This window comes from Actinomycetospora flava (assembly GCF_037400335.1).
Lineage (GTDB): Bacteria > Actinomycetota > Actinomycetes > Mycobacteriales > Pseudonocardiaceae > Actinomycetospora > Actinomycetospora flava.
Map to the genome: position 1 here is coordinate 340553 of NZ_JBBEGM010000003.1, position 24400 is coordinate 364952.

21 protein-coding genes and 1 pseudogene are annotated in these 24400 nt (G+C 73.6%); 7 read left to right on the forward strand and 15 right to left on the reverse strand.

Annotated features, from left to right (window positions below; translation table 11 throughout):
* Window positions 1-3: 3 nt before the first annotated feature.
* Window positions 4-996, reverse strand: coding sequence for an Acg family FMN-binding oxidoreductase (locus tag WCD58_RS11200; protein ID WP_337702681.1), 993 nt, complete (start codon window positions 994-996; stop codon window positions 4-6).
* 107 nt (window positions 997-1103) lie between these two features.
* Between WCD58_RS11200 and WCD58_RS11205 the strand changes: the two genes are divergently transcribed.
* On the forward strand, window positions 1104-1751 hold the full coding sequence (locus WCD58_RS11205) for a SanA/YdcF family protein (protein ID WP_337702683.1): 648 nt from the start codon (window positions 1104-1106) through the stop codon (window positions 1749-1751).
* Here the strand turns inward: WCD58_RS11205 and WCD58_RS11210 are convergent.
* Genes WCD58_RS11210 through WCD58_RS11240 form a run of 7 tightly spaced genes read right to left on the reverse strand, consistent with a single transcriptional unit; the run spans window position 1748 to window position 11760 of the window.
* Window positions 1748-3520 carry an AMP-binding protein gene (locus tag WCD58_RS11210; RefSeq protein WP_337702686.1) on the reverse strand — a complete coding sequence of 591 codons (1773 nt, stop codon included), beginning with the start codon at window positions 3518-3520 and terminating at the stop codon, window positions 1748-1750. The genes WCD58_RS11205 and WCD58_RS11210 overlap by 4 nt on opposite strands.
* A complete protein-coding gene (locus WCD58_RS11215; protein WP_337702688.1) occupies window positions 3517-4674 on the reverse strand; it encodes a thiolase family protein in 1158 nt (385 codons plus the stop codon). Before WCD58_RS11215 ends, WCD58_RS11210 begins: the two co-directional genes overlap by 4 nt.
* A gap of 1 nt (window position 4675) precedes the next feature.
* Window positions 4676-5263: a hypothetical protein gene (locus WCD58_RS11220; protein ID WP_337702690.1), complete on the reverse strand. Its 588-nt coding sequence runs from the start codon at window positions 5261-5263 to the stop codon at window positions 4676-4678.
* 2 nt (window positions 5264-5265) lie between these two features.
* A complete protein-coding gene (locus WCD58_RS11225; protein ID WP_337702692.1) occupies window positions 5266-7320 on the reverse strand; it encodes a hydantoinase B/oxoprolinase family protein in 2055 nt (684 codons plus the stop codon).
* A complete protein-coding gene (locus tag WCD58_RS11230; protein WP_337702694.1) occupies window positions 7317-9494 on the reverse strand; it encodes a hydantoinase/oxoprolinase family protein in 2178 nt (725 codons plus the stop codon). Before WCD58_RS11230 ends, WCD58_RS11225 begins: the two co-directional genes overlap by 4 nt.
* On the reverse strand, window positions 9494-9865 hold the full coding sequence (locus WCD58_RS11235) for an acetone carboxylase subunit gamma (RefSeq protein ID WP_337702696.1): 372 nt from the start codon (window positions 9863-9865) through the stop codon (window positions 9494-9496). Before WCD58_RS11235 ends, WCD58_RS11230 begins: the two co-directional genes overlap by 1 nt.
* On the reverse strand, window positions 9862-11760 hold the full coding sequence (locus tag WCD58_RS11240; protein WP_337702698.1) for a hydantoinase/oxoprolinase family protein: 1899 nt from the start codon (window positions 11758-11760) through the stop codon (window positions 9862-9864). Before WCD58_RS11240 ends, WCD58_RS11235 begins: the two co-directional genes overlap by 4 nt.
* 182 nt (window positions 11761-11942) lie before the next feature.
* On the opposite strand from WCD58_RS11240, the gene WCD58_RS11245 reads away from it, so the two are divergent.
* Window positions 11943-14315 (forward strand): ATP-binding protein, encoded by a 2373-nt coding sequence (locus WCD58_RS11245; protein ID WP_337702700.1) that lies wholly within the window; start codon window positions 11943-11945, stop codon window positions 14313-14315.
* Here WCD58_RS11245 and WCD58_RS11250 read toward each other — a convergent pair.
* Entirely contained in the window at window positions 14258-15457 is a 1200-nt protein-coding gene (locus tag WCD58_RS11250) for a cytochrome P450 (protein ID WP_337702702.1), read from the reverse strand. The two genes, WCD58_RS11245 and WCD58_RS11250, sit on opposite strands and share 58 nt — an antisense overlap.
* A 134-nt stretch (window positions 15458-15591) precedes the next feature.
* On the opposite strand from WCD58_RS11250, the gene WCD58_RS11255 reads away from it, so the two are divergent.
* Entirely contained in the window at window positions 15592-16092 is a 501-nt protein-coding gene (locus tag WCD58_RS11255; protein ID WP_337702704.1) for a nuclear transport factor 2 family protein, read from the forward strand.
* A 56-nt stretch (window positions 16093-16148) separates the two neighbouring features.
* Here the strand turns inward: WCD58_RS11255 and WCD58_RS11260 are convergent, their stop codons facing one another.
* Together WCD58_RS11260 and WCD58_RS11265 are read right to left on the reverse strand one after the other, a co-directional pair.
* Window positions 16149-16472 (reverse strand): branched-chain amino acid transporter permease, encoded by a 324-nt coding sequence (locus WCD58_RS11260; RefSeq protein ID WP_337702706.1) that lies wholly within the window; start codon window positions 16470-16472, stop codon window positions 16149-16151.
* Window positions 16465-17172: an AzlC family ABC transporter permease gene (locus tag WCD58_RS11265; protein WP_337702708.1), complete on the reverse strand. Its 708-nt coding sequence runs from the start codon at window positions 17170-17172 to the stop codon at window positions 16465-16467. The genes WCD58_RS11260 and WCD58_RS11265 overlap by 8 nt, the downstream gene beginning before the upstream one ends.
* Window positions 17173-17251: 79 nt before the next feature.
* Between WCD58_RS11265 and WCD58_RS11270 the strand changes: the two genes are divergently transcribed.
* From WCD58_RS11270 to WCD58_RS11280, 3 genes are all read left to right on the forward strand, one after another.
* The gene (locus WCD58_RS11270; protein ID WP_337702710.1) at window positions 17252-17683 is read left to right on the forward strand and encodes an Lrp/AsnC family transcriptional regulator; all 432 of its coding nucleotides are present in this window, start codon (window positions 17252-17254) and stop codon (window positions 17681-17683) included.
* A gap of 11 nt (window positions 17684-17694) precedes the next feature.
* Complete coding sequence (locus WCD58_RS11275) at window positions 17695-18855, forward strand: acyl-CoA dehydrogenase family protein (RefSeq protein ID WP_337702712.1); 1161 nt, start codon at window positions 17695-17697, stop codon at window positions 18853-18855.
* An 82-nt stretch (window positions 18856-18937) separates the two neighbouring features.
* Complete coding sequence (locus tag WCD58_RS11280) at window positions 18938-20866, forward strand: alpha/beta fold hydrolase (protein WP_337702714.1); 1929 nt, start codon at window positions 18938-18940, stop codon at window positions 20864-20866.
* 4 nt (window positions 20867-20870) lie between these two features.
* Here WCD58_RS11280 and WCD58_RS11285 read toward each other — a convergent pair whose 3' ends face one another.
* The gene (locus WCD58_RS11285) at window positions 20871-22187 is read right to left on the reverse strand and encodes an MFS transporter (protein ID WP_337702716.1); all 1317 of its coding nucleotides are present in this window, start codon (window positions 22185-22187) and stop codon (window positions 20871-20873) included.
* Window positions 22188-22302: 115 nt separating this feature from the next.
* Window positions 22303-22455 carry a hypothetical protein gene (locus WCD58_RS11290; protein ID WP_337702906.1) on the reverse strand — a complete coding sequence of 51 codons (153 nt, stop codon included), beginning with the start codon at window positions 22453-22455 and terminating at the stop codon, window positions 22303-22305.
* Window positions 22456-22478: 23 nt separating this feature from the next.
* On the opposite strand from WCD58_RS11290, the pseudogene WCD58_RS11295 reads away from it, so the two are divergent.
* Window positions 22479-22802, forward strand: a pseudogene (locus tag WCD58_RS11295) (LysR substrate-binding domain-containing protein); the annotation flags it as partial.
* A 3-nt stretch (window positions 22803-22805) separates the two neighbouring features.
* On the opposite strand, the gene WCD58_RS11300 reads toward WCD58_RS11295, so the two are convergent.
* Together WCD58_RS11300 and WCD58_RS11305 are read right to left on the reverse strand one after the other, a co-directional pair.
* On the reverse strand, window positions 22806-23468 hold the full coding sequence (locus WCD58_RS11300) for a GntR family transcriptional regulator (protein WP_337702717.1): 663 nt from the start codon (window positions 23466-23468) through the stop codon (window positions 22806-22808).
* Window positions 23469-23543: 75 nt separating this feature from the next.
* Complete coding sequence (locus WCD58_RS11305) at window positions 23544-24296, reverse strand: SDR family oxidoreductase (RefSeq protein ID WP_337702719.1); 753 nt, start codon at window positions 24294-24296, stop codon at window positions 23544-23546.
* Window positions 24297-24400: the final 104 nt, after the last annotated feature.

The window sequence follows — 24400 nt, forward strand, 5'->3', positions numbered from 1 at the left end:
CGGTCACTCCACCTCGGTCAGCACCTGCTCCAGCGGCCGGCGCGGCGTCGGGCGCAAGGGCTCGCCGAGCGGTTCCGGCCAGCCGAGACGCAGCACGCACACCGGCGGGCGGTGGGCGCCGACCAGGTGGCGGAGGCGTTCGCGGGTCTGCGACACCCCGAGGACCTGGGTGATCGGCGTCGACCCCAGGCCCTGGGCGGTGGCCTCGAGCAGGACGGCGCTGAGGGCCTCGCCGGCGCGCAGCACCGACACCGGGCTGTCGTCGACCGCGGTGAGGATCGCCAGCACCGAGGCGTCCCGGCGGTCCGCGCCGCCCCGCGGCTGGCGCAGCGTCCCGGGCGGGAACCACCGCAGCACGAGGTCGCGGTACGAGGGCGGCGGACCGTCGAGCCGGGCGTGCGCGGGGATGCCGTCGTGGGCCCCGGCGTAGCGGTGGGTCCAGTGCTCCAGCTCCTCGACGTAGCCCTCCTGCCGGGGCTGGCGTTCCGCGGCCTCGGCCATGGCCTCCGCGACGAGCGCCCGGTGGGTGCCGAACGCGAGGTGGAGCACGCCGCCGTGGGGCCGGGCCGCGTCGTCGAGGGACTGCATGACCGTGGTGGGCACCGACCGGCCGGAGAACCGGCGACGGTCGGTGTGGCGCCGGTCGATCGCCGCCGCGTGGCGATGCGCCCACGGGTCGGGCTCACCGGTGGCCGGGCGGATGCGCACCCGGGCGAGCGGCCGCCCGGAGAGGTCCTCGGGCTGGTGGCGGACGCTCGCGTGCCAGCCCCGGTCGGCGAGGGCGACCCGCAGGTGGTGCAGCGCGCACCCGCAGCCGAGCAGCACCCCGTGGCCGCGCTCGTCGGTGAAGCGCAGCCGCCGCGTCCGGTCGACGAACAGGTCGAGGTGATCGCGGCCGAGGACCCAGCGCCACGGCTGGGCGTTGTGCTCCGACGGGGCACGCAGCGCGCGGGTGAGGGCGTCGCGCAGCACCGCGCGCTCGGTCGTGGTCGGCATCCCCCGAGTCCAGTCCCGCCGGCGGGCGGCGGCGAGGGCCGGACGTCCCTGCCGGGTGGGCGCGGGGTCCCGGGCCACTGTCCGGTTCGTCGGTAATCTGATCGGACGTGAGGATCCTGGTGCTCGTGGTCGGCGTGTGCGTCCTGCTCGCCACGGTCGTCGTCGTGGCCGCCAACGTCGTCGTGGTCCGCCGCACCGACGAGCTCGTGACGTCCGAGGCGTCGGCGGTCCGGCCCGCGCAGGTGGCGATCGTGCCCGGGTCGCTCGTGCGCTCCGACGGCACGCTCGGGGGCGTCGTGCGCCAGCGTGTCGATGCGGGCGTCGCGCTCTACCGCGGCGGGCGGGTGGAGAAGCTGCTGATGTCGGGCGACAACGGGCGCCCGGACTACAACGAGCCGGACGCCATGCGCGACGCCGCCCTGGCCGCGGGCGTGGCGCCCGAGGACGTGTTCACCGACTACGCCGGCTTCGACACCTGGCACACGATGCGCCGCGCGCACGACGTCTTCGGGGTGACCTCGGCGGTGGTGGTCACGCAGGCGCCCGCGGCGGCCCGCGCGGTCGACCTCGCCCGCGCAGCCGGCGTCGACGTGCAGGGCTTCGTCGCCGGCGACCGCGGCCGTGCCGGGCGCGAGGTGCTGGCCAGGGTCCGCGGTATCGGCCAGGCGACGTTCCGGCCCGACGTCCTCGGCGGTCCCGCGATCCCGATCACCGGCGACGGCCGCGTGTCCTGGGCCGAGGTGCCGGTCCGTTAGGACCGGAGGACGACCTGCTCGGGCGGGGGCTCCGCGGCGAGCGCCGCGACCTGGTCGGCACGGCGCTCGCGCACGGCGCGCTGGTTGACGTAGCCCTTGTCCGTGATCTCGCCGGCGTCCAGGGCGGCCGGCTCGACGAGGACGAGGAGGCGCTCGACGCGCTGGGACGCACCGCCGCCCTCGTCGGCGAGGCGGCCGAGCGTCGCGGCGAGGTCGGCGCGGAGGTCGTCGGTCGGGACGCCGTCCGGGCAGCGGTGCGCGTGGTCGGGGTGCAGCCAGACCAGGGCGCTGACGGCGTCGGTGCTCTCGCCGCAGAGCACCGCGTCGGTGACCAGCCCGAGCGACGCCGAGAGCAGGCGCGGGCGCAGCGTGCCGACGCTGACGAACGTGCCGGAGGAGAGCTTGAAGTCCTCGGCGATCCGGCCGCGGAACACCAGCCCGGCGCCCGGGTCGTCCTCGTCGACGAGCGCCACGGCGTCGCCGGTGGGCAGGTAGCCGTGCTCGTCGCACGGGTCGTCGGTGCGGCGGTGGTAGCCGGGCGTGACGTTCGGGCCGCGCACGCGCAGCTCGAGCTTCCCCGCCGTCGGCACCAGCGCGAGCTCGACGCCGGGCAGCGGGACGCCGAGGCAGTCCGAGCGCGTGATCGGGAAGTGCGCGGTCGTGGCCGCGGGCGAGGTCTCGGTCATGCCCCAGGAGGTGGTCATCCGCATGGCCGACCCGTGCTTCCCGGCCAGCGCGGTCAGCCGGTCCCACAGTCCCTGGGGCAGCGCGGCCGCCGCGAAGAAGCCGAGCCGGAGGCGGTCGAGGAACGCGCGGGCGGCGTCGTCGTCGCGCTCGAGGTGGGGGAGCAGCGCGGCGTACCCGGCGGGCACGTTGAGGTAGATCGTCGGGCGGGCGTCCGCCAGGTGCGCGACCGACCGGCCGATGAGGGCCGGCGCGGGGCGGCCGTCGTCGATCCAGAGGGTGCCGCCGTTCGACAGCACCATGTTCGTGTCGTGGTTGCCGCCGAAGGTGTGGCTCCAGGGCAGCCAGTCCAGCAGCACGGGCGGCTCCTCGGCGAGGAACGGCCAGGCCTGGCGCATCTGCTGCTGGTTGGCCGCGAGCATGCCGTGGGTGTTGACCACGCCCTTCGGCGTGCCGGTGGAGCCCGAGGTGAAGAGGATCTTGGCGACCGTGTCGGCGGTCAGCGCGGCGCAGCGCGCGTCGACCTCCGGGGTGGGGTCGGCGGCGAGCCCGCCCGGGGACACCCCACCGGGGACGGCCCCGAGCACCGGGCGCCCGCCGGCGACCGCGGCCACGGCGGCGCTGAACGCGGCGTCCTCGGCCACCACCAGCCCGGGGTCGACGAGATCGACCATGGCACGCAGCTTGGCGTGGTCGCTGCTCTGCAGTGCGTAGGCGACGCTGGTCGGCACCACCGGCGTCCCGAGCGTCATCGCGGCGAGCGCGACGGTGAGGTGCAGGGTGCTGTTGCCGGAGAAGATCATCACCGGCCGGTCCGCGAGCCCGGCGTCGAGCAGCCCCTGGGCGAGCCGGTCCACCGCGACCCGCATCTCGCCCCACGTCGTGCGGGCCCATCCCTCCCCGGACGGCTCCGCCACGAGGAGGCGGTCGGGGTGGGCGGCGGCGTGCGCGCGGAAGTCGTGGACGATCGAGACGGCGTGCGGTGCCAGGGGGTCGGCGGAGCGCAGCAGGACGCGGCCGTCGGGGGTGTCCTCGCGGACGATGTGCGGCGTCGCGAACGTGGGCAGGGCCGGGGCGCGGGTCATGTGTCGACCTCCACGACGAGGGCGGCGCCGGTGTCGCCGGCGGCGCATCCGGTGAACAGGCCGCGACCCCCGCCGCGGTCGACCAGGGTCTCGACGAGCTCGGCGATCGAGCGCAGCCCCGTCGGGCCCTGCGGGTGCCCGAAGACCAGGCTGCACCCGCGGACGTTCATGTCCTCGAGCGCGATCCCCGTCTCGCGGGCGAGGTAGAGGTCGTTGACGGCGAACGGGTTGTGGGTCGTGACGGCGTGCAGGTCGCCGAACCCCCACCCGGCGTCGGCCAGGGCCGCCCGCGCGGCCGGGACCGGCGCCTGCGGCATGTGCGCGGGCGCCACGCGGGCGAACCCGCTCGCCACCAGCCGGACGACGCCGCCGCCCCGGGACCGGGCGTGGTCGACCGACGTCACCACCGCGCCCGCGCACCCGTCGGCGGGGTGGGTCTGGGAGGCGAAGGTGTGGATGCCCTCGGGGGTCGCGGGCGGGAGCTTCGCCGCGGTCCCGGCGTCGACGGGCCGGACGCCCTCGTCGGCGGCGAGCTCCACCGCCGAGCGCCGCCCCGGGATCGCCACCGGCACCAGGTACCGGTGCTGGGAGGCCAGCCCCGCGACGTACTGCTCGCTGCGCAGCACCGCCACGGCGTCGGCCTCGTCGCGCGTGAACCCGGACTCGGCGGCGACGGTCTCGCCGGTCGCGAGCATGCCCTCGCCGGTGCCGGGGTCGCGGGCGAACGCGTCGAGCACCCAGTGCGACGTCACCGGCGCGCCGCCCTGCCGCGCGGGCGCCGGCCACGACAGCGTCGGCCCGTTGCTCGTGCGGTCGGTGGCGACGACGAGCTGGGGCCCGCCGGTCAGCGCCGCGGCGTGGAGCGCGGCCACCGACGTCGCGCACGCCTGGCTGACCATCGGCCCGGTCACCCCCGGCATCCCGAGCCGCGCCGCCAGCGTCGGTGCGCCGTAGAAGACGTCCGGGGCGGGCACCGTCCAGCCCAGCACCAGGCCCGCGAGCTCGGCGGGGTCGAGGGCCCGGTCGGCGAGGGCGCGGGTGGTCACGGCCGCGGCGAGGTCGAGGCTCGACGTCTCCGCGAGCGTGCCCTGCCACTTCGCGAACGGTGACGACCAGAGCGCGCCGAGCGGGACGGCGGCGTCGTCGTAGCGCACGTCAGACCCCTCCCCGGACCGCCGCGACCCAGTCGGCGACCGTCGTGGTGTCGACGTCGGCCGGGCATTCGCCGTCGGTGAGGACCAGCCCGGTGGCCGGTGCCGGCGCGTCCAGGGCGACGCGCACCGGGGACACGGCCATGACCCGGTGGAAGCGGCACATGTTCGCGATCGTCCTCTCGGCACCGGGGTCGGCGGGACCCTCGAGCACGATCCCGTCCACCCCGGCGTCGAGGAAGGCCTTGACGTCGTCGAGGTCCGCGCGCAGCACCGCGACCAGCACCGCGTCGTCGCCGGCCGAGACCCGCAGGCGCCGTGTCGCCTCGAGCGCGGCCTCCCGGTGCCCGTCGGCACCGGCGAGCGACGGCAGCGTCACCGCCACCCCGTCGGGACGCACGGCGTCGAGCAGGTCGCCGAGTCCGTTGGCCAGCTGGGTGGGGTCGGTCAGGAACGCCTCCCACGGGCGTTCGGCGATGCGGGCGGCCAGGTGCGGCGCGAGCGGGACGGCCAGCGTGTGCCGGCCGCCCCCGCCCGGACCTCCTCGCCCCGCCGCGATCGCCTGGGCCTTCGCCCGGGTCGAGAGCGCCACGCCTACATCCGCATGAGCGGGGTGACGACGGCCGCGTCGGGCCAGGACCCGTACAGCCCGAGGATCTCCTCCGGCGGCTTGCGCGTCGACCAGTCGGCGTGGAAGTCGTCCCAGGTCCGCCCGCCGGCGATGCGCGCGCGCATCCGCTCCGCCCGCAGCTCCGCGGTGCCGGACAGGTCGACACGGCCGGTCTGGGCGTTGAACCGCACGCCGTAGACGTGCGTCGCCGCCCACTCGGAGATCATCCCGTCGGTGAGGTCGCGCTCGACGGCCTCCGGGTCGCGGTCGAGCGGGTCGCCGTAGCCGGTGCCCCCGGTGGAGATCCCCAGTGTGATCACCTGGTCGCCCGTCACCGGCCGCGCGGTGCGGGCGTAGCTCTCCGAGACGATCCGGCCGCCGTACTTGCCCTCGAGCAGGGAGGCCAGGTCGAGCCGGCCCTCGTCGCCGGCGCGCAGCAGCTCGGGGATGTCGACGTCCTCCATCGTCAGGCCCGGGCAGGTGCACTGCGAGTAGCCGCCGAACAGCGGCTGCGGGGTCTGGATGATCGAGTTGTCGGCGATCGACATGAAGACGACGAAGGGCGCGTGGTGGGCGACCCACAGCTGCGCGGTGCCGACGCCGCCGCGGTACTTCCCGGCCCCGCCCGAGTCCTCCCAGTGCTGGGAGAACGGCACGAGCATCGGCAGCTCGTTCTCCATGTTCTCGACGTCCGGCGCGCGCCCGAACGCGCACCACGGGAAGCCGTAGGCGTTGATCCCGTCGGCGGTGGAGCGCCCGCCGGAGCCCTCGGTGTTGATCGTGTAAGCGAGCATGTCGGCGAACGGCATGCCCCACTGCGAGACCCCCGCGAGCACCGAGGCGTTGCCGCCGTTGCCCAGCGCCGCCGACACCTGGCGCCACTCGGCGGTGCCGAAGCGGGCCCGCCCCACGCAGTTCGCGATCGCGCTCATCGCCCCGGTGGCGGCCATGACCGCACAGCTGGTGGCGGCGTTCGGGGCCGGGGAGAGCATCGAGTTCTCCGGGAACACGAAGTCGATCGGCTGGAACGTCGCCGACGAGATCGGCAGGTCGTGGAAGACGTACTCGTAGATGTAGTTGGCGAGGTGCCCGATGACGGCCTGCGGGTGCGCGTTGTACGACGAGCCGTTCTCGGGGCTGGTGCCGGTGAAGTCGACCTCGAGGTGGTCGCCGCTCTTGGTCATCGTCATGTAGCAGTTGCGCAGCAGCCCGTTCTCCATGCCGGCGGCGTCGGAGAACGTCGCGCAGCGGTAGGTGCCGTCGGGCCAGGACGAGAGACGCTTGCGCGAGCCCGCCTCGGCCTCCATGAGCATCTTGCGGAACAGGCCGACGACGAAGTCCCGGCCCTCGCGGGCGAACATCTCCAGCAGCCGCACCCGGACGCGGTCGGCCGTGGTGCACCGGGCCCGCAGGTCGACGGTCACCGAGGTCTCCGAGCGCAGCCCGAACGCGGCGAACATCTCGATGACGTCGTCGCGCAGCACGTGGTTGTGCCCGATCTTCATCGGCGGCAGGTTCATGCCCTCGTCGAAGCGCGACTTCGCCGACACCGGCATGCCGCCGGGCTCGCACGCGCCGGTCTCGGTGGTGTGGGAGAGCGCGGCGGTCCACGCGACCAGCTCGCCCTCGAAGAACACCGGCATGATCGCGACCTGGTCGGGGTTGTGGATCCCGCCGTAGAGCGCGTCGTTCGTGTACCAGATGTCGCCGTCGGCGATCCCCGGGTTCTGCCGGAACCGGGCGAGGATGAACTTGATGACGATCGGCGGGATCACCGCGTGCAGGTAGGTGCCCGCCGAGGCGTTCACCAGGTCGCCCTGCGCGTTGAAGATCGCGACGATCGAGTCGCCGGCGACACCCATCTGCGAGCGCGACGAGCGCATGAACACCTCGTAGCCCTCGTCGAGGATGTCCGCGGTGCGCTGCACGCCGATCTCGTACGCGCCGGTCGCGACGGCGTCGAGGCAGGACAGCTCGTCCTCGCTGGGCGCGCTGACCTTGAGCGCGGCCAGCTTCTCGGCCAGGGGCGGGAAGCTCATGCCGGGGCTCCTTCCAGGACGGGGGTGGGCGCCGAGGTCTCGACCGGTGACGCGTGCTGCAGCAGCCCGAGGCCGTGCTCGTCGATCGCCAGCACGCGCCCGGGCGGGACGACGATGGTGGTGAACTCCGCCTCGACCAGCCCGGGTCCCTCGACGCGGTGGCCGGGGGTGAGCCGGTCGAACGCGAACACCGGGGTGTCGACGCGCCGGGCCAGCTCGGGCCAGTAGGCCTCGCGGCTGGTGGTCCGGGCGGCCGACGGGTCGGCACCGCCCAGCTCGTGCACCGGCAGCTCGAGCTTCTCCTGGGGCACGGTGGCCTTGACGATGATCGACTCGATGTACGCCCCGCCGGGCTTGTTGACCACGTGCGGGCTGAACGCCTCCGAGTACTCCTTCTCGAAGGCGTCGTAGACGGCGGCGGCGTCCGCCTCGCTGTGGATCTCCAGCAGCGGCGAGGACACCCGCTTCACCTGCACCTGCCCGCCGTAGAGCATGTCGAGCTCGACGGTGAACACGGCCTCGTCGGGGTCGAGCCCCTCGGAGGTCAGGTCGGCGCGCGCCTGGGCGACCATGTCGCGGATCGGGGCGTTGTAGGCCTCGTGGTCCGCGGTGAGCTCCTGGGTCATGCCGTTGAGGAACAGGATCCGCTTGGACTGCTCGTACACGTGCATGACGTCCATGACCGAACTGCCCAGCGCGGAGAACACCGGTGCCTGCGGGAAGATCACCGCCGTGGGTACGTCGGCGCCGTAGCCGGCGACGTGGGTGGGCCCGCCGCCGCCGAAGGCGAACAGCACGAAGTCCTCGGGGTGGTAGCCGCGCAGGTGCACCTCGCGCTGGATGGCCGAGGCCATGGTGCTCTCGATGACCTGGCGGATCAGGGCGGCGGCCTCGTCGACGGACACCCCGAGCGGCTCCGCGATCTTCACCCGGATCGCCTCGGCCGCCTTATCGCGGTCTAGGGGCATGCGGCCGTTGAAGTAGCCGTCCGGGGCGATGTAGCCGAGCACGACGTCGGCGTCGGTGGTGGTCGGTTCGGTGCCGCCGAGGTCGTAGCAGACCGGCCCGGGGTACGAGCCCGCCGAGCGGGGCCCGACCTCGAGCCGGTTGCCGAGCAGCTCGTTGACCCAGGCGATCGAGCCGCCGCCGGCGCCCATGGTGGTGGCCTGCAGCATCGAGATGCCGACCATCCAGCGGTCGATGATCGGGCGGAACTCGTAGCTGCGCACCGATGCGTCGACGACCATGCCGAGGTCGAACGAGGTGCCGCCGACGTCGGAGGCGATGACGTTGCGGAACCCGAGGGCCTGGCCGATGTGGTAGCTGCCCATGAGCCCGGCGATCGGTCCGCCGTTGTAGGTGCGCGACGCGGTGGTCTTGAAGATCTCCGCCGAGCCGCCGGTGTTGTGGGTGAGCAGGAAGCTGCCCCGGTAGCCGTGCTCGCGCAGCTGGTCCCAGGTCTGCTCCATCTCGGCCTTGATGGAGCTCTGCAGGTACGCGTCGAGCACCGCGGTCATCGTGCGCTCGTACTCGCCGACCTTGCCCACGACCTCGTGCGAGAGCACCACGGGCAGGTAGCCGACGTGGTAGCTGCGGTACTCCTCGCGGATGATCTCGCGGATCCGCTTCTCGTGGGCCGGGTTCGCGAACGACCACAGCAGCGACACCGCGATCGCCCGCGCGCCGCCGTCGACCAGCCTCCGCAGCTTGCGGCGCACGTCGTCCTCGTCGAGCGGTCGCAGGACCTGGCCGAACGAGTCGACCCGCTCGCGGATCCCGGCGATCATGTCGCGGGTCACCAGCGGTTCCGGCTTCCTCTGGATCGCGAGGTTGCGGCGCTCGGAGATGCGGGTGCCGTCGGTCCACTGCGCGCCGCGCCCGATGAGGATGGCGTCCTCGTGGCCCTCGGTGGTCAGCAGCCCCAGGCGCGGGCCCTTGCGCTCGATCAGCCGGTTCATCGCGACCGTCGTCGAGTAGCGCACCAGCTCGATGTCCGGCAGCAGCTCGTCGATGTCCTTGCCGAGCTGCTCGGCACCGTCGGTGAGGACGTCGAGGAAGCCGACGGACAGGTCGTAGGGCGTCGTCGGCGCCTTGGCCGTGATCCGCCGGTCGTCCCAGGTGAGGACGAGGTCGGTGAACGTCCCGCCCACGTCGATGTCGACCGTCCGACCCATCAGGCCACCTCCAGCTTGCCGGCCCCGTCGACGCGCAGCTCCCCGGCGTCGAGACGGCGCTTCAGGGCGTCGATGTCGATCTCGGTGTCGTGCGTGACCGGGTGGCCGGGTGGGAGGTACTCGGTCTCGACCTGGCGACCGCAGCCCGGGCAGTGGAACTCGATGATGCGGACCCAGGTGGGGTCGGGGGCGAAGGTGAACCGGCCGTCGATCAGCGGCGGGTGGACCTCGCTCGGGTCGCGCTCGGTCAGCAGCAGGCCGGTCTTGTAGTTGTCGCGGGCGGCCGCGATGTCGTGCCCGCACGAGTGGCAGTGCCACCGCTCGGTGCCGACGTCGAGGTCGAGGTACTCGGCGACGTGGATGCGGGTCATGCCTCTCCTCCGGTTCGTGTGGCGACCGCGTCGCCGTGCTCGTCGACCTGCAGCGACCAGCCGGGGCCGACCAGCCAGGTGAAGGCGCCGCCGTCGACGAGCAGCGGGCCGTCGAGGCGCTGCCCGGCGATCGCGGACCAGTCGTGCACCGGCAGACCACCGCGCTCGCCGGCAGACACCGCGCCGCTCCGCGGGGGCGCCTGTCTCCGCAGGCCGGGCAGGGTGACCCGGGCGGTGAGCCGGATGAGCTGCGGGGGACCGACGAGCGCGGCGTCGACGTCGCCCTCGGCGTGGTGGCGCGTCCCGTCGGCGTCGCGGACCTCCCAGGCCAGCCGCGCGGCGTCCGGGTCGAAGCCCTCGCCGCGCAGGTCGCGACGGGCGCCGTCGGCGAGCTTCGCGGCGGCGTCCCGCGCCTCGTCGAGGCCGCCGACCGCCGACTCGTACACGTGCACGACGTCCGAGATCGCCGAGCCGTACGCCGAGAGCACGTTGCCGAACCCGAACAGCCGGACCGTCGAGGCGCCGAGCCGTTCCGCGACCCCGGTGGCGACCAGCGGGCCGTTGCCGCCGAGGGCGTAGACCGCGGCGTCGGCGGCGGTCCACCCGGTCTCGGCGGCGGTCGCGCGGGCGAGGTCGGCTGCGGTGTCGACGGCGGTGTCGACGATCCGCCGCGCCGCGTCCTCCGTGGACAGGCCCAGCGGCGTGCCGACGGCACGGTCGATCGCGGTGCGCGCGGCGTCGACGTCGAGCGTGCGCCGGCCCTCGAGGAACGCGGTGGGGGAGAGGTACCCGAGCACGACGAACGCGTCGGTGGTCGTCGCGTTCCGCCCGCCGAGGCCGTAGCAGGCCGGGCCGGGCGCGGCGCCCATGGAGTCCGGCCCGAGGGTCACGGTCGTCCCGTCGGTCCGCGCCACCGAGCCGCCGCCGAGCGCGATCGAGCGCAGCAGCGGCAGGTTGGTCCGCACGGGGATGCCGAACAAGTGGCCCTCGTCGCGGTCGACGACCCGGCCGTCCTCGACCGCCGAGACCTTCGCGGTGGTGCCGCCGACATCGATGGCGAGCACGTGCGCGTCGCCGAGGCGGGCGGCCTCCGCGGCGCAGGCGTGGGTGCCGAACAGCGGCCCGGACTCGATGGTGTCGAAGGCGGTGGTCTTGCCGATGCGCGCCACGCCACCGTTGATGTGGCCGACGAGCACGTTGCCGCGCCACGAGTGCTCCTGCTTGAGCGTCTCCTCGGCGCGGTAGAGCGTGGTCGCGAGCGAGGGGTGCACGTAGGCGTTGATCAGCGAGACGAAGGTGCGGGTCGCGTCGTCCGGGCGCAGGAGGATCTCGCTCGCGGGCAGCGCGGGGATCGAGCCCAGGTAGTGGTCGGGGTACTGCGCGTCGATCAGCGCGACGATCTTCTGCTCGGCGGACCCGTCCTCGAAGGCGCCGCGCAGGCTGATGTTGATCCGCCGGATGCCCTGGTCGAACAGGCCCTTGACCGCGGAGCGGATGTCGTCGTCGGAGGCGTCCGGCGCGATGCCGGTGATGTTCTCCCGGGCGATGAGCGGCCCGACGACCGTGGCCGCCTCCTCGGGGCCGGTGTACAGGTCGTCCTCGTGACCGGCGGAGACGAGCAGGCCGAGCTTCGGGCCGCTCTTCTGGGCGAGCACGTTCGACGTGATGGTCGACGACCAGCGGATGAGCGCGACCTCGTCGAGCAGTTCGCGCAGCGTCGCCGCCCCGACCCGCCGGCGGGCGGTCTCGAGCACCTCCCCGAAGGCGAGGGTCACGTCGTGCGGGGTGGTCTCGACCTTGACGCTGAACACGCCGGAGAAGCCCGCCGAGAGGGCGTCCCCGCTGATCAGGCCGTCGGTCATCGTGCCGCCGGTGTCGACGTCGATGGTCAGCACGGCATCGGGCCCTCCTGTGATGCAGCTCATGTGATGGCCGCTACACCGTGGCGGGCGCCGGACACCCCCGGACAGCGTGAGATCACCCCATTCGCGGTGCGGGGATCACGCAGGTAGATCGTTGCCGCGGGGGCCCGTCCGCGTGCCATGCTCAGGTCGGAGGCGACGGGTGAGGAGGCGACATGGTCGACGTCGCTGACGGGCCGCGCACCCGTGCCCGGCGTCCCGCCACGGCCCTGACCAGCTTCGTCGGGCGCGAGAGCGATCTCGAGCGCCTCCGCGACGAGCTCGGCGCGCGCCGGCTCGTGACGCTGACGGGCCCGGGCGGGGTGGGCAAGACGCGCCTCGCGGTCACCCTCGCCGCGGACGCGGACGGCCCCGCGTACGTGGTCGAGCTGGCCGCCGTCACCGACCCGTCCCAGATCGCCCCGGCGGTCGCGACGGCGCTCGGCGTGCCCGACCAGTCGAACCGCGACGCCGTCGACCGCGTGATCGACCACCTCACCGGCGCGCCCGCCCTGCTCGTCGTGGACAACTGCGAGCACCTCATCGAGGGCAGCGTCGGGCTGCTGCGCCGCCTGCTCGACGCGCTGCCCGACCTCACGGTGCTCGCCACCAGCCGGGAGTCCCTCGGCCTGTGGGGTGAGCAGGTGCACCGGCTCGCGCCGCTGCCGGTGCCCGGTGACCTCGACGCGGCGGGCAGCCGGTCGCTCGACGACGTGCCGGCCGTGCGGCTGCTCGTCGACCGGGCCCGCAGCGTCCTCCCGGAGTTCGCGATCACCCCGGCGAACCGCGCCGCCGTCGTCGAGCTCTGCCGGCGCCTGGACGGCCTGCCGCTCGCGATCGAGCTGGCCGCGGTCCGCCTGCGCACGTTGCCGGTGGCCCAGGTGGTCGAGCGGCTCGGCGGGCGGCTGCACCTGCTCAAGGCCCCGGTGCGCGACGCCGAGCCGCGGCACCGGTCCCTGCACGCGCTCATCGACTGGAGCTTCGACCTCTGCGGCCCCGACGAGCGCCTGCTGTGGGCGCGGATGTCGGTGTTCCCGGCGTCGGTCGACCTCGAGACCCTCGACGGCGTCTGCGGCCACGGCGAGCTGGCGGGCGATCGGCTGCTCGAGGCGCTCGACGGGCTCGTCGCGAAGTCGGTGGTGCTGGCCGACCGCGACGGGGAGTCGGTGCGCTATCGCCAGTTCGTGCCGCTGCGCGAGTACGGCGCCGAGCAGCTCGACCGCTCGGGCGAGACCGAGGACGTCCGGCGCCGCCACCGCGACCACTTCATCCGCCGCGCCGAGGGCATGATCGCGCGATGGTGCGGCCCCGACCAGGCCCGCGACCTCGCCCAGCTGCGCGCCGACCACCCCAACCTCATCGCCGCGCTCGCGTTCTCGGCCGACACGCCCGGTGAGGCCGTCGCAGGTGCCCGGCTGGCCGCGCTGCTGCGCTACCACTGGATCGCCGGCGGCTTCCTGACCTACGGCCGGCGCTGGCTCGAGCGCCTGCTGCGCCGGCTCGACGCGGGCACCGAACAGCGGGGGCACGCGCTGTGGGTGGTCGCGTGGGTCGCGCTCATCCAGGGCGACCCGGCCGAGGCCCGCGTCTGGCTCGAGGAGTCACGGCACATCGCCGCCGAGCGCGGCGACCTCGCCATGCAGGGGCACGCGGCGCACTGGACGGCCCTGCTGCACCTCTTCGAGGGCGACCTCGACGAGGCGATCGGCTGGTACCGGCAGGCAATCCCGCTGCACCGCCGCGGGGAGCTCGGCGGTCCGGAGCTCACCGCGGCGTTCCAGCTCGCGATGGCGCAGACCTACGCCGGGCGCTCGGACGAGGCGCTCGCGACCGCGGCCGAGGTGGTCGAGCGCGCCACGGCCGCGGGCGAGCTCTGGAACCGCGGCTACGGCCGGTGGATCGCGGCCATCAGCCACCTCCACCTCGGCGAACTGGACCGCGCGCGCGAGGCGATCCTCGCGACGATGCAGATCGAGCGGGACTTCCGCGACGGCGTGTGCACGGCGCTGAGCATCGAGGTCTGCTCGTGGATCAGCGTCGCGAGCGGGCGCGCGGCCGACGCCGCGACGCTCTCCGGGCTCGCCCGCTCGGTGTGGCGGCGGCTGGGCACGTCGCTCGCCGCCTTCGGCCCGCACGCCTCCGCCGAGGGGCAGGAGCACGCGACGCGGATCGACGCGGCGCTCGGCACCGCACGGGCGGAGGCCCTGCGCGCCGAGCACGCCGACGTCGACCTCGCGGACGCCGTGCGGCTCTGCATCACGCTCACGGGCAGCACGTCCGCGCCGCCCGACCCGTGTCCCCGGGACACGGGTCCCCTGACGTCCCGCGAGCGCGAGATCGCCGCGCTCATCGCCGACGGCCGCAGCAACCGCGACATCGCCGACGAGCTCGTGATCTCCCGGCGCACCGTCGACGGACACGTCGAGCGCATTCTGCGCAAGCTCTCCTTCACCTCGCGCACCCAGATCGCGAGCTGGGTGGCGAGCCGGGGTCAGCGCGACGGTGTCCCCGGGGTGAACGTCACCGGCAGGGCGGGCAGGAAGGCGTAGTCGCCGCCGCCGAACACCCAGGCCGGGTCGTCGAGCTCGACGCGCAGGTCCGGGGTGCGGCGCAGCAGCTCCTCGAGCACGACGCGCATCTCCATGCGGGCCAGCGCCGCGCCGGGGCAGTTGTGCACGCCGAACCCGAACGCGAGGTGCCGGTTGCGGCCGCGGTCGAGCCGGAAGGACGCCGGGTCGGCGAACACCTCCGGATCGCGGTTCGCCGCGGCCCAGCCGACGTAGACGTCGTCGCCGGCGGGGATCGCGGTGCCGGCGATCGTCGTGGTCGTGGTGGTGCGCCGGAAGAAGCCGTAGAACGGCGGGCGCAGGCGCAGGACCTCCTCCACCGCGGCTGGGATCGTCGACGGGTCGGCCCGCACGCTCGCGAGGATCTCCGGCGCGGAGAACACCTCGTACACCAGGCTCGAGATGCCCGACGTCGTGCTGTGGTGGCCGGCACCGAGGAAGGCGGCGAGCAGCACCACGAGGTCGTCGTCGTCCAGCGTGCGGCCCTCGACCTCGGCGTGCGCCACCTCGGTGAGGTAGTCGTCGCGGGGCTCGGCGCGGCGTTTGTGCACCTCGCGGACGGTGATCTCGCCGAACTGCGCCTGGCGGCGCCCGAACTCCTCGGGCTCGCCCATCGCGGCGAACATGGCAATGGCGAGCTCGCGGATCTCGGGTACGAGCTCGTCGTCGACGCCGACCAGCCGGCAGATCGCCTCGGCGGGCACGGGCTCGGCGAGCGACGGGACGAGGTCGGTGCGCCCGTCGGCGACGAACGCGTCGATGTGGCGGGTGACGTCCCCGCGCACCAGCGGCTCGAGCTCCCGGACGGTGTTCGGCTTGATGGCCCGGTTGAACAGCTGGCGCCACGGCTTGTGTCGCGGCGGGTCCATCTCCAGGGCCGGGATCGGCTTGCGCGGCAGCATCGGGCGCAGCACCTGGGGCTCCGAGGAGAACGTCCCGTGGTCGGCCATCGCGGCCTTCACGTCGTCGTGGTCGACGAGCAGGTGGAAGCCGTCGTGCTCGTCGCTGTGCGCCACCGGGCAGCGCGACCGCGCCTCCTCGAAGAGCGCCATCGAGTGCGCCGGCGTGGTGGTGTAGCAGCTCCAGCCGTCGAGACCGACCGTCGTGCTCTGCTCCGCGCTCATGACTAACTGTATGCACTTGATGTCGACGGTGGTCAAGAAGGGGCCTGCACTGCAGGAACTGGATGCAGTTGTGGGTCCCGCTCAGTGGGACTCAGCCGGGGGAGGGCGGCGGGAACCGTGCCATCGTGCCCCTCGTGAACCGACTCGAGGTCCAGCCGCCCGACACGCGAGCCCTGGACGTCGCGCAGGCCGCCTTCGCCGGCCTCCAGCGCGGCGCCGCGACCGGTCGGTGGGGCGACTTCGTCGACCTCCTCGCCGACGACGTCCGCATCATGATTCCGGTGCCGTCGACCGAGCCCGGCGCGCCCGAGGGCGTGCTGCGCGGCAAGGACACCGCCGCGGCGATGTTCGGCACGCGCCACGAGGAGCAGGTGCGCGGCGCGCGCCTCGAGGGTCACCGGGTGGCGGCGAACGGCCCGCTCATGGTGGTCGAGGCGCGGGTGGAGGGCAACCTCGCCGGCGAGGACGTCGCCAACCACTTCGTGTTCGTCTTCGAGGTGCGCGACGGGCTGATCGCCTCGATGTACGAGTACGCGTCCTGGACCGCGAAGAGCGCGGAGAGCGGCTGGGGCGACCCGTCCTTCGCCCGCGACGCCTTCGACGCCCCCGTCCTCCCCGGTCCCGTCCCTGCCTAGCCCCACGTGCGTACTTTCCGGCCCTATAGGGCCGGAAAGTACGCACGATGGGCCGGTCAGAGCAGGGTGAGGGCGAGCGCGTAGACGGCGGTGCCGGCGGCCATGCTCAGCAGCGCGTTGCGCCGCCAGAGGTGCACGGCCGCCGTCACGGCCACCGGCACGAGCTCGCGCAGCGCGAGCAGCGGGCGGTCGACAGGTAGGTCGCGCAGGAGGTACACGACGAGCACGAGCATCACGCCCGCGGGGAGATGGCGGCCCAGGTAGGCCATCAGCGGCGAGGACCGCAGCGTGCGCATCACCGCGAACGGCGCGGCGCGCAGCGCGAGCGTGACCGTCGCGCCCACGGCCACGACCGCCGCGAGGTAGCCGACGCTAGGCACGGGACGGCTCCCCGCGGGCCGAGACCCGGTAGCGCACCAGCAGCACGGCCACGAACAGGCACATCGCGACCAGCAGCATCTCCCCGGGCGCGACGAGGCGGGCGACGAGGGCGCACGCGACGGCGAGCAGCGGGCCGGTGGCCTCCCGCCCGGCGCGCACGGCCTCGACGGCGAGCACGACGAACAGCGCGGTGAACACGAAGTCCAGCGCCGGGACGTGCAGCGAGAACCGCGCGCCGGCCAGCGCGCCGGCGAGCCCGCCGCCGACCCAGGACACGTGCATGATCGCCTGGCCCGCCACGATCCGGCGCCCGGTGAGTCCGGCCGCCGGCCGCGACGTCGCGAGCGCGTAGGCCTCGTCGATCAGCGCGAACACGGCGTACCCCCGGGCGAGGCGCCCGCGCACGAGGTGCAGCGGGAACGACAGCCCGTAGAACGCGTGCCGCCCGTTGACGAGCAGGGTGGTGACGGCGATCGCCGCGAGCGGGGTGCCGGCCACCGCCAGGGCCACGAGCAGGAACTCCGCCGACCCCGCGAAGACGATGCCGCTGAAGATCGGCGCCCACCACCACGCCAGCCCCGACCCGACGACGAGCAGCCCGAAGCTGGTGCCGAGCAGGGCCATGCCGGCCGCGACCGGCCCGACGTCGCGGGCGGCGGCGAGGAGGTCCGCGCGGAGGTCGGGCCGGGGGATGAGCACCCCGCAACCGTAGGCCGGACAGCGAGCCATCCGATGGCGAAGTGTCGCCGTCAGGAGCGGCACGGAGCATCATTCGTGCGTGGACGCCATCGACCGCGCAATCCTCGACGTGCTCCGCGTCGACGCCCGCATCGCGAACGTCGACCTCGCCGACCGGGTCGGCCTCACGCCGGCACCGTGCCTGCGCCGGGTCCGGCGGCTCGAGGACGACGGCGTGATCACCGGTTACCGCGCGTCGATCGACCCGAAGCTCGACGGGCGTGCGTTCGAGGTCCTGGTCAACGTCGACCTCGTCAGCAAGCATCGCGACGTCTTCCTCGCCTTCGAGGAACAGGTCTCGGCGTTCGAGGAGGTCATCGAGCTGCGGCGGATGTTCGGGCTGCCCGACTACTTCATGCGGGTGGCGACACGCGACCTCGAGGCGTACGAGTCCTTCATGACGGAGCGGCTCGGCCGGGCGACCGGCCTGGCGAAGATCGACTCGCACCTGACGATGAAGACGATCAAGTGAGGAGCGGCCCCATGGCCACGCTGGACACCGAGGAACAGGCCGTCGTCGACACCGTCCGCGAGTTCGTGGATCGGGAGGTGCGCCCGCAGGTCAACGAGCTGGAGCACGCGAACACCTATCCGGAGAAGTTCATCGAGCAGATGAAGCAGCTGGGCATCTACGGGCTGGCGATCCCCGAGCCGTGGGGTGAGGCGCCGGTGTCGATGCCCTGCTACGCGCTGGTCACCGCCGAGCTCGCCCGCGGGTGGATGAGCCTGGCCGGCGCGATGGGCGGGCACACGGTGGTCGCGAAGCTGCTCGTGGAGTTCGGCACCCAGGACCAGCAGGACCGTTACCTGCCGCGGATGGCCAGCGGGGAGCTGCGCGCCACGATGGCGCTCACCGAGCCCGGCGGCGGTTCGGATCTGCAGGCGATGACCACCACCGCCCGCGCGGGCGGGGACGGCTATGTGGTGAACGGGTCGAAGACGTGGATCTCCAACGCGCGCCGGTCGGGGCTGATCGCGTTGCTGTGCAAGACCGACCCGGCCGCCGAACCCCAGCACCGCGGGGTGTCGATCCTGCTGGTCGAGCACGGCCCGGGCCTGGAGGTGTCCAAGGATCTGTCGAAGCTGGGCTACAAGGGGGTGGAGACCTGCGAGCTGACCTTCACCGACATGGCCGTCCCGGCGGACGCGCTGCTGGGCGGGGTGGAGGGGAAGGGCTTCGCTCAGATGATGAAGGGCCTGGAGACCGGCCGCATCCAGGTCGCCGCCCGCGCGCTCGGGGTCGCCACGGCGGCGTTCGACGACGCGCTGCGCTACGCCCAGGAACGGGAGGCGTTCGGCAAGCCGATCTGGGAGCACCAGGCGATCGGGCACTACCTCGCCGACATGGGCACCAAGATCACCGCGGCGCGGCAGCTGATCCTGCACGCGGCCGAGAAGTACGACGCGGGGCAGCGCAGTGACATGGAGGCCGGGATGGCGAAGCTGTTCGCCTCGGAGATCGCGATGGAGGTGGCGCTGAACGCGGTGCGCATCCACGGCGGGTACGGCTACTCCACCGAGTACGACGTGGAGCGCTACTTCCGCGACGCGCCGCTGATGATCGTCGGTGAGGGCACCAACGAGATCCAGCGCAACGTCATCGCCTCCCAGCTGGTCAAACGCGGCGGCCTCGACCGCTGGTAGCCGACGTCACGCTTGAGTCGGCCGCGACGGCATCGTTTCTCCTGGGTCCTCGACGCCCCCGAGGGATCGAGGAGAGGACACCATGAGCGACCTGCTGGCGATCGAGGACCTGTTCGCCCTGCCCGAGAAGGCCCGCCCGCGGATCTCGCCCGACGGCACCCGGCTGGCCTACCTGGCGCCGTGGAAGAACCGGCTCAACGTGTGGGTGCAGGACCTCGGGCCGTCCGGGGACCTGCTGGGCGAGGGACGCTGCGTCACCGCCGACGAGACCCGCAGCGTCACCCACTACGCCTGGACCGACGACCCGCGGTGGCTGCTCTACACCCAGGACGACGGCGGCGACGAGAACCACCACCTGTTCCGCGTCGACCTGGACGGGGCGGGTGGGGACGACCCGGCGCCGGCCGTCGACCTGACGCCCTTCCCCGGTGCGCGGGTGCTGGGCCAGCACCAGCCTCCCGGGCGTCCGGGGACCGTGCTGCTGCAGATCAACCACCGCCGGCTCGACGAGATGGACGTCGTCGAGATCGACATCGCCACCGGCGAGCTGACCGTGCTCGCGGAGAACCCGGGCATGGCGTGGGTGGTGACGCCGGAGCGCGAGCTGTACGCGCTGCGGACCGCCGAGGACGGCACCCTCGAGCTGACGCACGCGCGGACCGGCCGGCTCGTCACGACCTTCGACGGGCTCGACCACCCGCTGGGCGTCGCCCCGTTCGAGCTCAGCGCCGACGGCGCCGGGGTGTGGGTCGGCTCCTTCACCTGGTCCGACCGGATGCGCCTGGCCCGGATCGACCTCGCGACCGGCGAGGAGACCGAGGTCGACGGGCACCCCGAGCACGACCTCGACGCCGTGCGCCGCGCGGTGCTCCAGGCCGAGTCGCCGCTGATCCGCGACCGGCACACCGGCGAGCTGCTCGGGGTGCGCTACCTCGGCGAGAAGCAGGCGATCCGCCCGCAGGACCCGCAGTTCGCCGCGGTCCTCGCGCGGCTCGAGACGCTGTCGGACGGCAGCGTCGGCGAGCTCTCGCACGACGCCGAGCGGCGGCGCTGGGTGGTGACGTTCGGCCACGACCGCGAGCCCGGCGTCGCCTGGTTCTACGACCACGCCACCGGGGAGGCCCGCGAGCTGTTCCGCCCGTACCCGCACCTCGACCGCGAGGCGCTCGCCCCGATGACCCCGGTGACGGTCCCGGCGCGCGACGGCCTCGCGCTGCCGTCGTACCTGAGCCTCCCGGTCGGGAGACGAAGCGAAGCGGAGCTCGACCCGGCGATCGGGGTGGAGTCGACCGGGCTGCCGCTGGTGCTGCTGGTGCACGGCGGGCCGTGGATGCGGGACGCGTGGGGCTTCGACCCGGAGGTGGCGCTGCTCGCGAACCGCGGGTACGCGGTGCTGCAGGTCAACTTCCGCGGGTCGGTGGGCTACGGCCGTGCGCACATGCAGGCCGCGATCGGCGAGTTCGCCGGCGCCATGCACGACGACCTCGTCGACGCGGTGACCTGGGCCGTCGAGCAGGGGTACGCCGACCCCGCCCGCGTCGCGATCTCCGGCGGTTCCTACGGCGGCTACGCGGCCCTGGTCGGCGTCACGTTCACGCCGCACCTGTTCGCCGCCGCGGTCGACTACGTCGGCGTGTCGGACGTCGTCAACCTCGTGCGCAGCTTCCCGCCGTTCGTGCGCCGCGAGCTCGTGAACAACTTCCACCGCTATGTCGGGGACCCCGACGTGCCCGAGCAGGAGGCCGACATGCGGGCGCGGTCGCCGATCCACCGGGTCGACGCCATCCGCACCCCGCTGCTGGTGGCGCAGGGCGCCAACGACGTCCGCGTCACCCGCGACCAGTCCGACACCGTCGTCGCCTCGCTGCGGGAGCGCGGGGTCGACGTCGAGTACCTGGTCAAGGACAACGAGGGCCACGGCTTCCTCAACCCGGAGAACCAGATCGACCTGCACCGGGCCACCGAGCGCTTCCTCGCCCGGCACCTCGGGGGCCGGTCCGGGGAGAGGTGAGCGGTCAGGCCGGGGCGGCGACCTCGCGCGGGCCGTCGGCGGTGCCGTCGAGGCGCCGCGTGAGCGTCTCGGTCATCGCCCAGCTGCTGCCCAGCGAGATCAGGGCGAGCAGGACGGTGAAGCCGGCGACCGCCAGGAGGCTGCCCGTCCAGAGCACCAGGATGCCGCAGATGGCCGGGGCGAGCCCGCCGACGATCGAGGCGAGCTGATAGCTCAGCGAGGCTCCGCTGTAGCGCAGGTGGGTCGGGAAGAGCTCCGCGAAGTACGCCGACTGCGGCCCGTAGACCGCGCTGCGGCAGGCCTGCACGACCAGCCCGCCGAGGATGAACAGGGTGACGACGCCGGTCTGCACCAGCAGGAAGTACGGGATCGAGAACAGGGCGAGCAGCCCCATGCCGGCGAGGAACAGCGGGCGGCGCCCGAGCCGGTCGGACAGCAGCCCGAGCAGCAGGATCATCGGGATGTCCGAGGCGGACAGGAAGGTGTTCGCCCCGAGGATCTCGCTGCGCGCGTAGCCGAGCTCGGTGGTCGCGTACGAGACGAGCCAGACCGAGCTGATGTAGAACGTCGCGTTGGTGGCGACGAACGAGCCGGCCGCCAGGAAGATCAGCTTCGGGTGCTCGCGGAGCACCTGGAGCACGGGCATCCGGCTCGCCTCGCGCGTCTCCTGGTCGCGCTGGAAGACCGGGCTCTCCGCGACGGTCAGCCGGATCCACATCCCGACGGCGATGAGCACCGCACTCGCGAGGAACGGGATGCGCCAGCCCCAGGACATGAAGGCGGCCTCGCTGACGGTCAGGTCGAGCACCAGGAACGACCCGGTGCCCAGCACCAGCCCGAGCGGCACTCCGACCTGCGGCCAGCTGCCGTAGAAGCCCCGCCGGTGATCGGGGGCGTTCTCGACGGCCATGAGCGCGGCGCCGCCCCACTCGCCCCCGACGCCGAAGCCCTGCGCGAAGCGCAGCACCACGAGCAGGACCGGCGCGAGCACGCCGATCGTCGCGTACCCGGGCAGCAGGCCGATCCCGACCGTCGCCACGCCCATGAGCAGCAGCGAGTAGACGAGCATCGGCTTGCGCCCGACGCGGTCGCCGAAGTGCGCGAACACCGCGCCGCCGATCGGCCGGGCGATGAACCCGGTGGCGAACGTGCCGAGCGCGGCGATCGTGCCGATCGCGGGGGAGACCGACGGGAAAAAGACCTTGTTGAAGACGAGGGCCGCGGCCGTGCCGTAGATGAAGAAGTCGAACCACTCGATCGTCGTCCCCACCAGGCTCGCGGCGGCGACACGGCGGGGGACGCGCAGGGACGCGCTGGCCATGGCGGGCTCCTCGTCGTCGGGGTCCTGCCATGGAACGGCGCGCCCCGGAATCCGGTCAAGGCATGACAAAGGAGTCGCCGCAGAACTGGGCCGACAGCACCACGTGACCGGCCGGTCACCGGGCGGTGCGCACAGCGCGGCGCTGCCGCGGACGTCGCCGCGGTGTCCCGGGGCGGCCGGCGCGCGTCCCGCCCCGGGGGAGCACGCGCACGCGGCCCTCCGCGGTCGCCGCCGACGCCGTCCCCGCGACGAGGGTGGGGACGATCATGGCCAGGCACCCGACGAGCGCCCTGGATCGTCTCGCAGCCCGACAGCGCCTACCACCGGATGGCCCTCACCGCGTGCCAGGCCGCCGGCTTCCGCCCGACGGTCGCGCACTACTGCGACGAGTGGGACACGGGCACCGCGCTGGTGGCCCACGGGCTCGGCGTCCACCTCCGGCCCCGGCTCGCCCCCGTGCACCGCGCCGACGTCGTCCGCATCCCGCTGAGCGGGCCGTCGGCGCCGGTCCGGCACATCGTGGCGGTCACGCGCGCCGGTGCCGCCGAGCAGCCGACCATCGCGCACGCGCTGACGTCGATCACCGAGACGGCGGCGGGGGTGCTGGGGGAGTGAGCGTCAGTCGGCGTCGATGTCGAACGGATCCGGCCCGGCGCGCCCGGTAAGCTGCTCGAGGATCGCGCTGAACCCGTGGCGCAGGTGGACCTCGGTGGCGGCGCCGGCCCGCTCGGCGTCGCCGTCCTCGACCGCGGCGAGGATCTCGAGGTGCTCGCGGTGCGACTCCTCGGAGCGTCGGGGGGAGCCGAGCATGAGATCCCAGGGGAACGCGCGCCAGCTGACCGCGATGCGCTCGGCCAGGGCGGGCATGCCGCAGCGGTCGTAGAACAGGAAGTGGAACTCGCGGTTGAGGTCGCGGGCGACGGCGGGGTCGGACCGGTCGGCCTCGAGCAGCCGGCGGGCCTGCGCGAGGTCGCGCCGCGAGACCCGCGACGTCGCCCGGCGCATCGCGTACGCCTCGGTGAGCCGGCGGACGATGTACGTCGCCGTCACCTCGTCGAGGTCGACCCCGGACACCCGCACGCCGCGGTGCGGCTCGGAGATCACCAGACCCTCGGCCTCGAGCTGGCGCAGCGCCTCGCGGACCGGGGTGATGCTCGCGCCGAACTGGCGGGCGAGCTCGTCCTGGGGCATCCGCTCGCCACGGGCGAGGTCGCCGGACAGGATGCGGCGGCGCAGCTCGTCGACGATCTGGTCGCGCTTCGTCGGTTGCACCGCGGTCATCGAGCTGCTCCACACCCTCCCGGAGAGCGGATGGTCCGCCCTGCCTCGATCGCCAGAGTAGGTCAAGCAGTGCGGTCAGATCGCGCGCCCGCCGTCGACGGGCAGTACGACGCCGGTGAGGAAGCGCGCGGCGTCGGACGCGAGGAAGACCGCGGCGTCGGCGATGTCCTCCGGCTCGGCGAGGCGCCCGAGCGGGATGCCGGCGATGAACGCCGCGCGGGCGCGTTCGGGGTCGTCGGGACCGAGGAAGCTCTTCAGCATCGGGGTGTCGGTGGCGACCGGGGCCAGGCAGTTCACCCGGATGCCGTCGGGCGCGAGCTCGAGGGCCAGGACCTTGGCGAGGTGGTTCACGGCGGCCTTGCTGGCGGCGTAGGCCCCGAAGCCGGGGCGGGCCCGCTCGCCCATCACCGACCCGGTGATCGTCACCGCGCCGCCGCCGGCACGTCGCATCGCCAGCACGGCCGCGCGCACGCACAGCCACTGGCCCCTGACGTTGACGTCGAGCACGCGGCCGAACTCGTCGGGGTCGGCGTCCATGGCCGGCGTCGGGGACGTCGCGAGCCCGGCGTTGCACGAGAGCACGTCCAGGCGCCCGAACCGCGACTCCGCCAGCGCCACGACCGCGTCGACCTGCGCGGCGTCGGTGACGTCCACGGTGCCGGCGACCGCGGCGTCGCCCAGTTCCTTCGCCACCCGCTCTGCGCCGTCACCGTCGCGGTCGGCGACCACCACCGAGGCGCCGGCGTCCACGAACCGTCCCGCGGTCGCCCGGCCGATGCCCGAGGCTCCGCCGGTCACCACCGCCACCCTGCCGTCGAGTGCTCCCATGACGGGAGTGTGCCTGATTGACTTCAATCATGCATCTTCCACGAATCATGCATGATCTGTTGACGCCCGGCAGGACTCGTTCCTACGGTGCACGAGCACTGTGT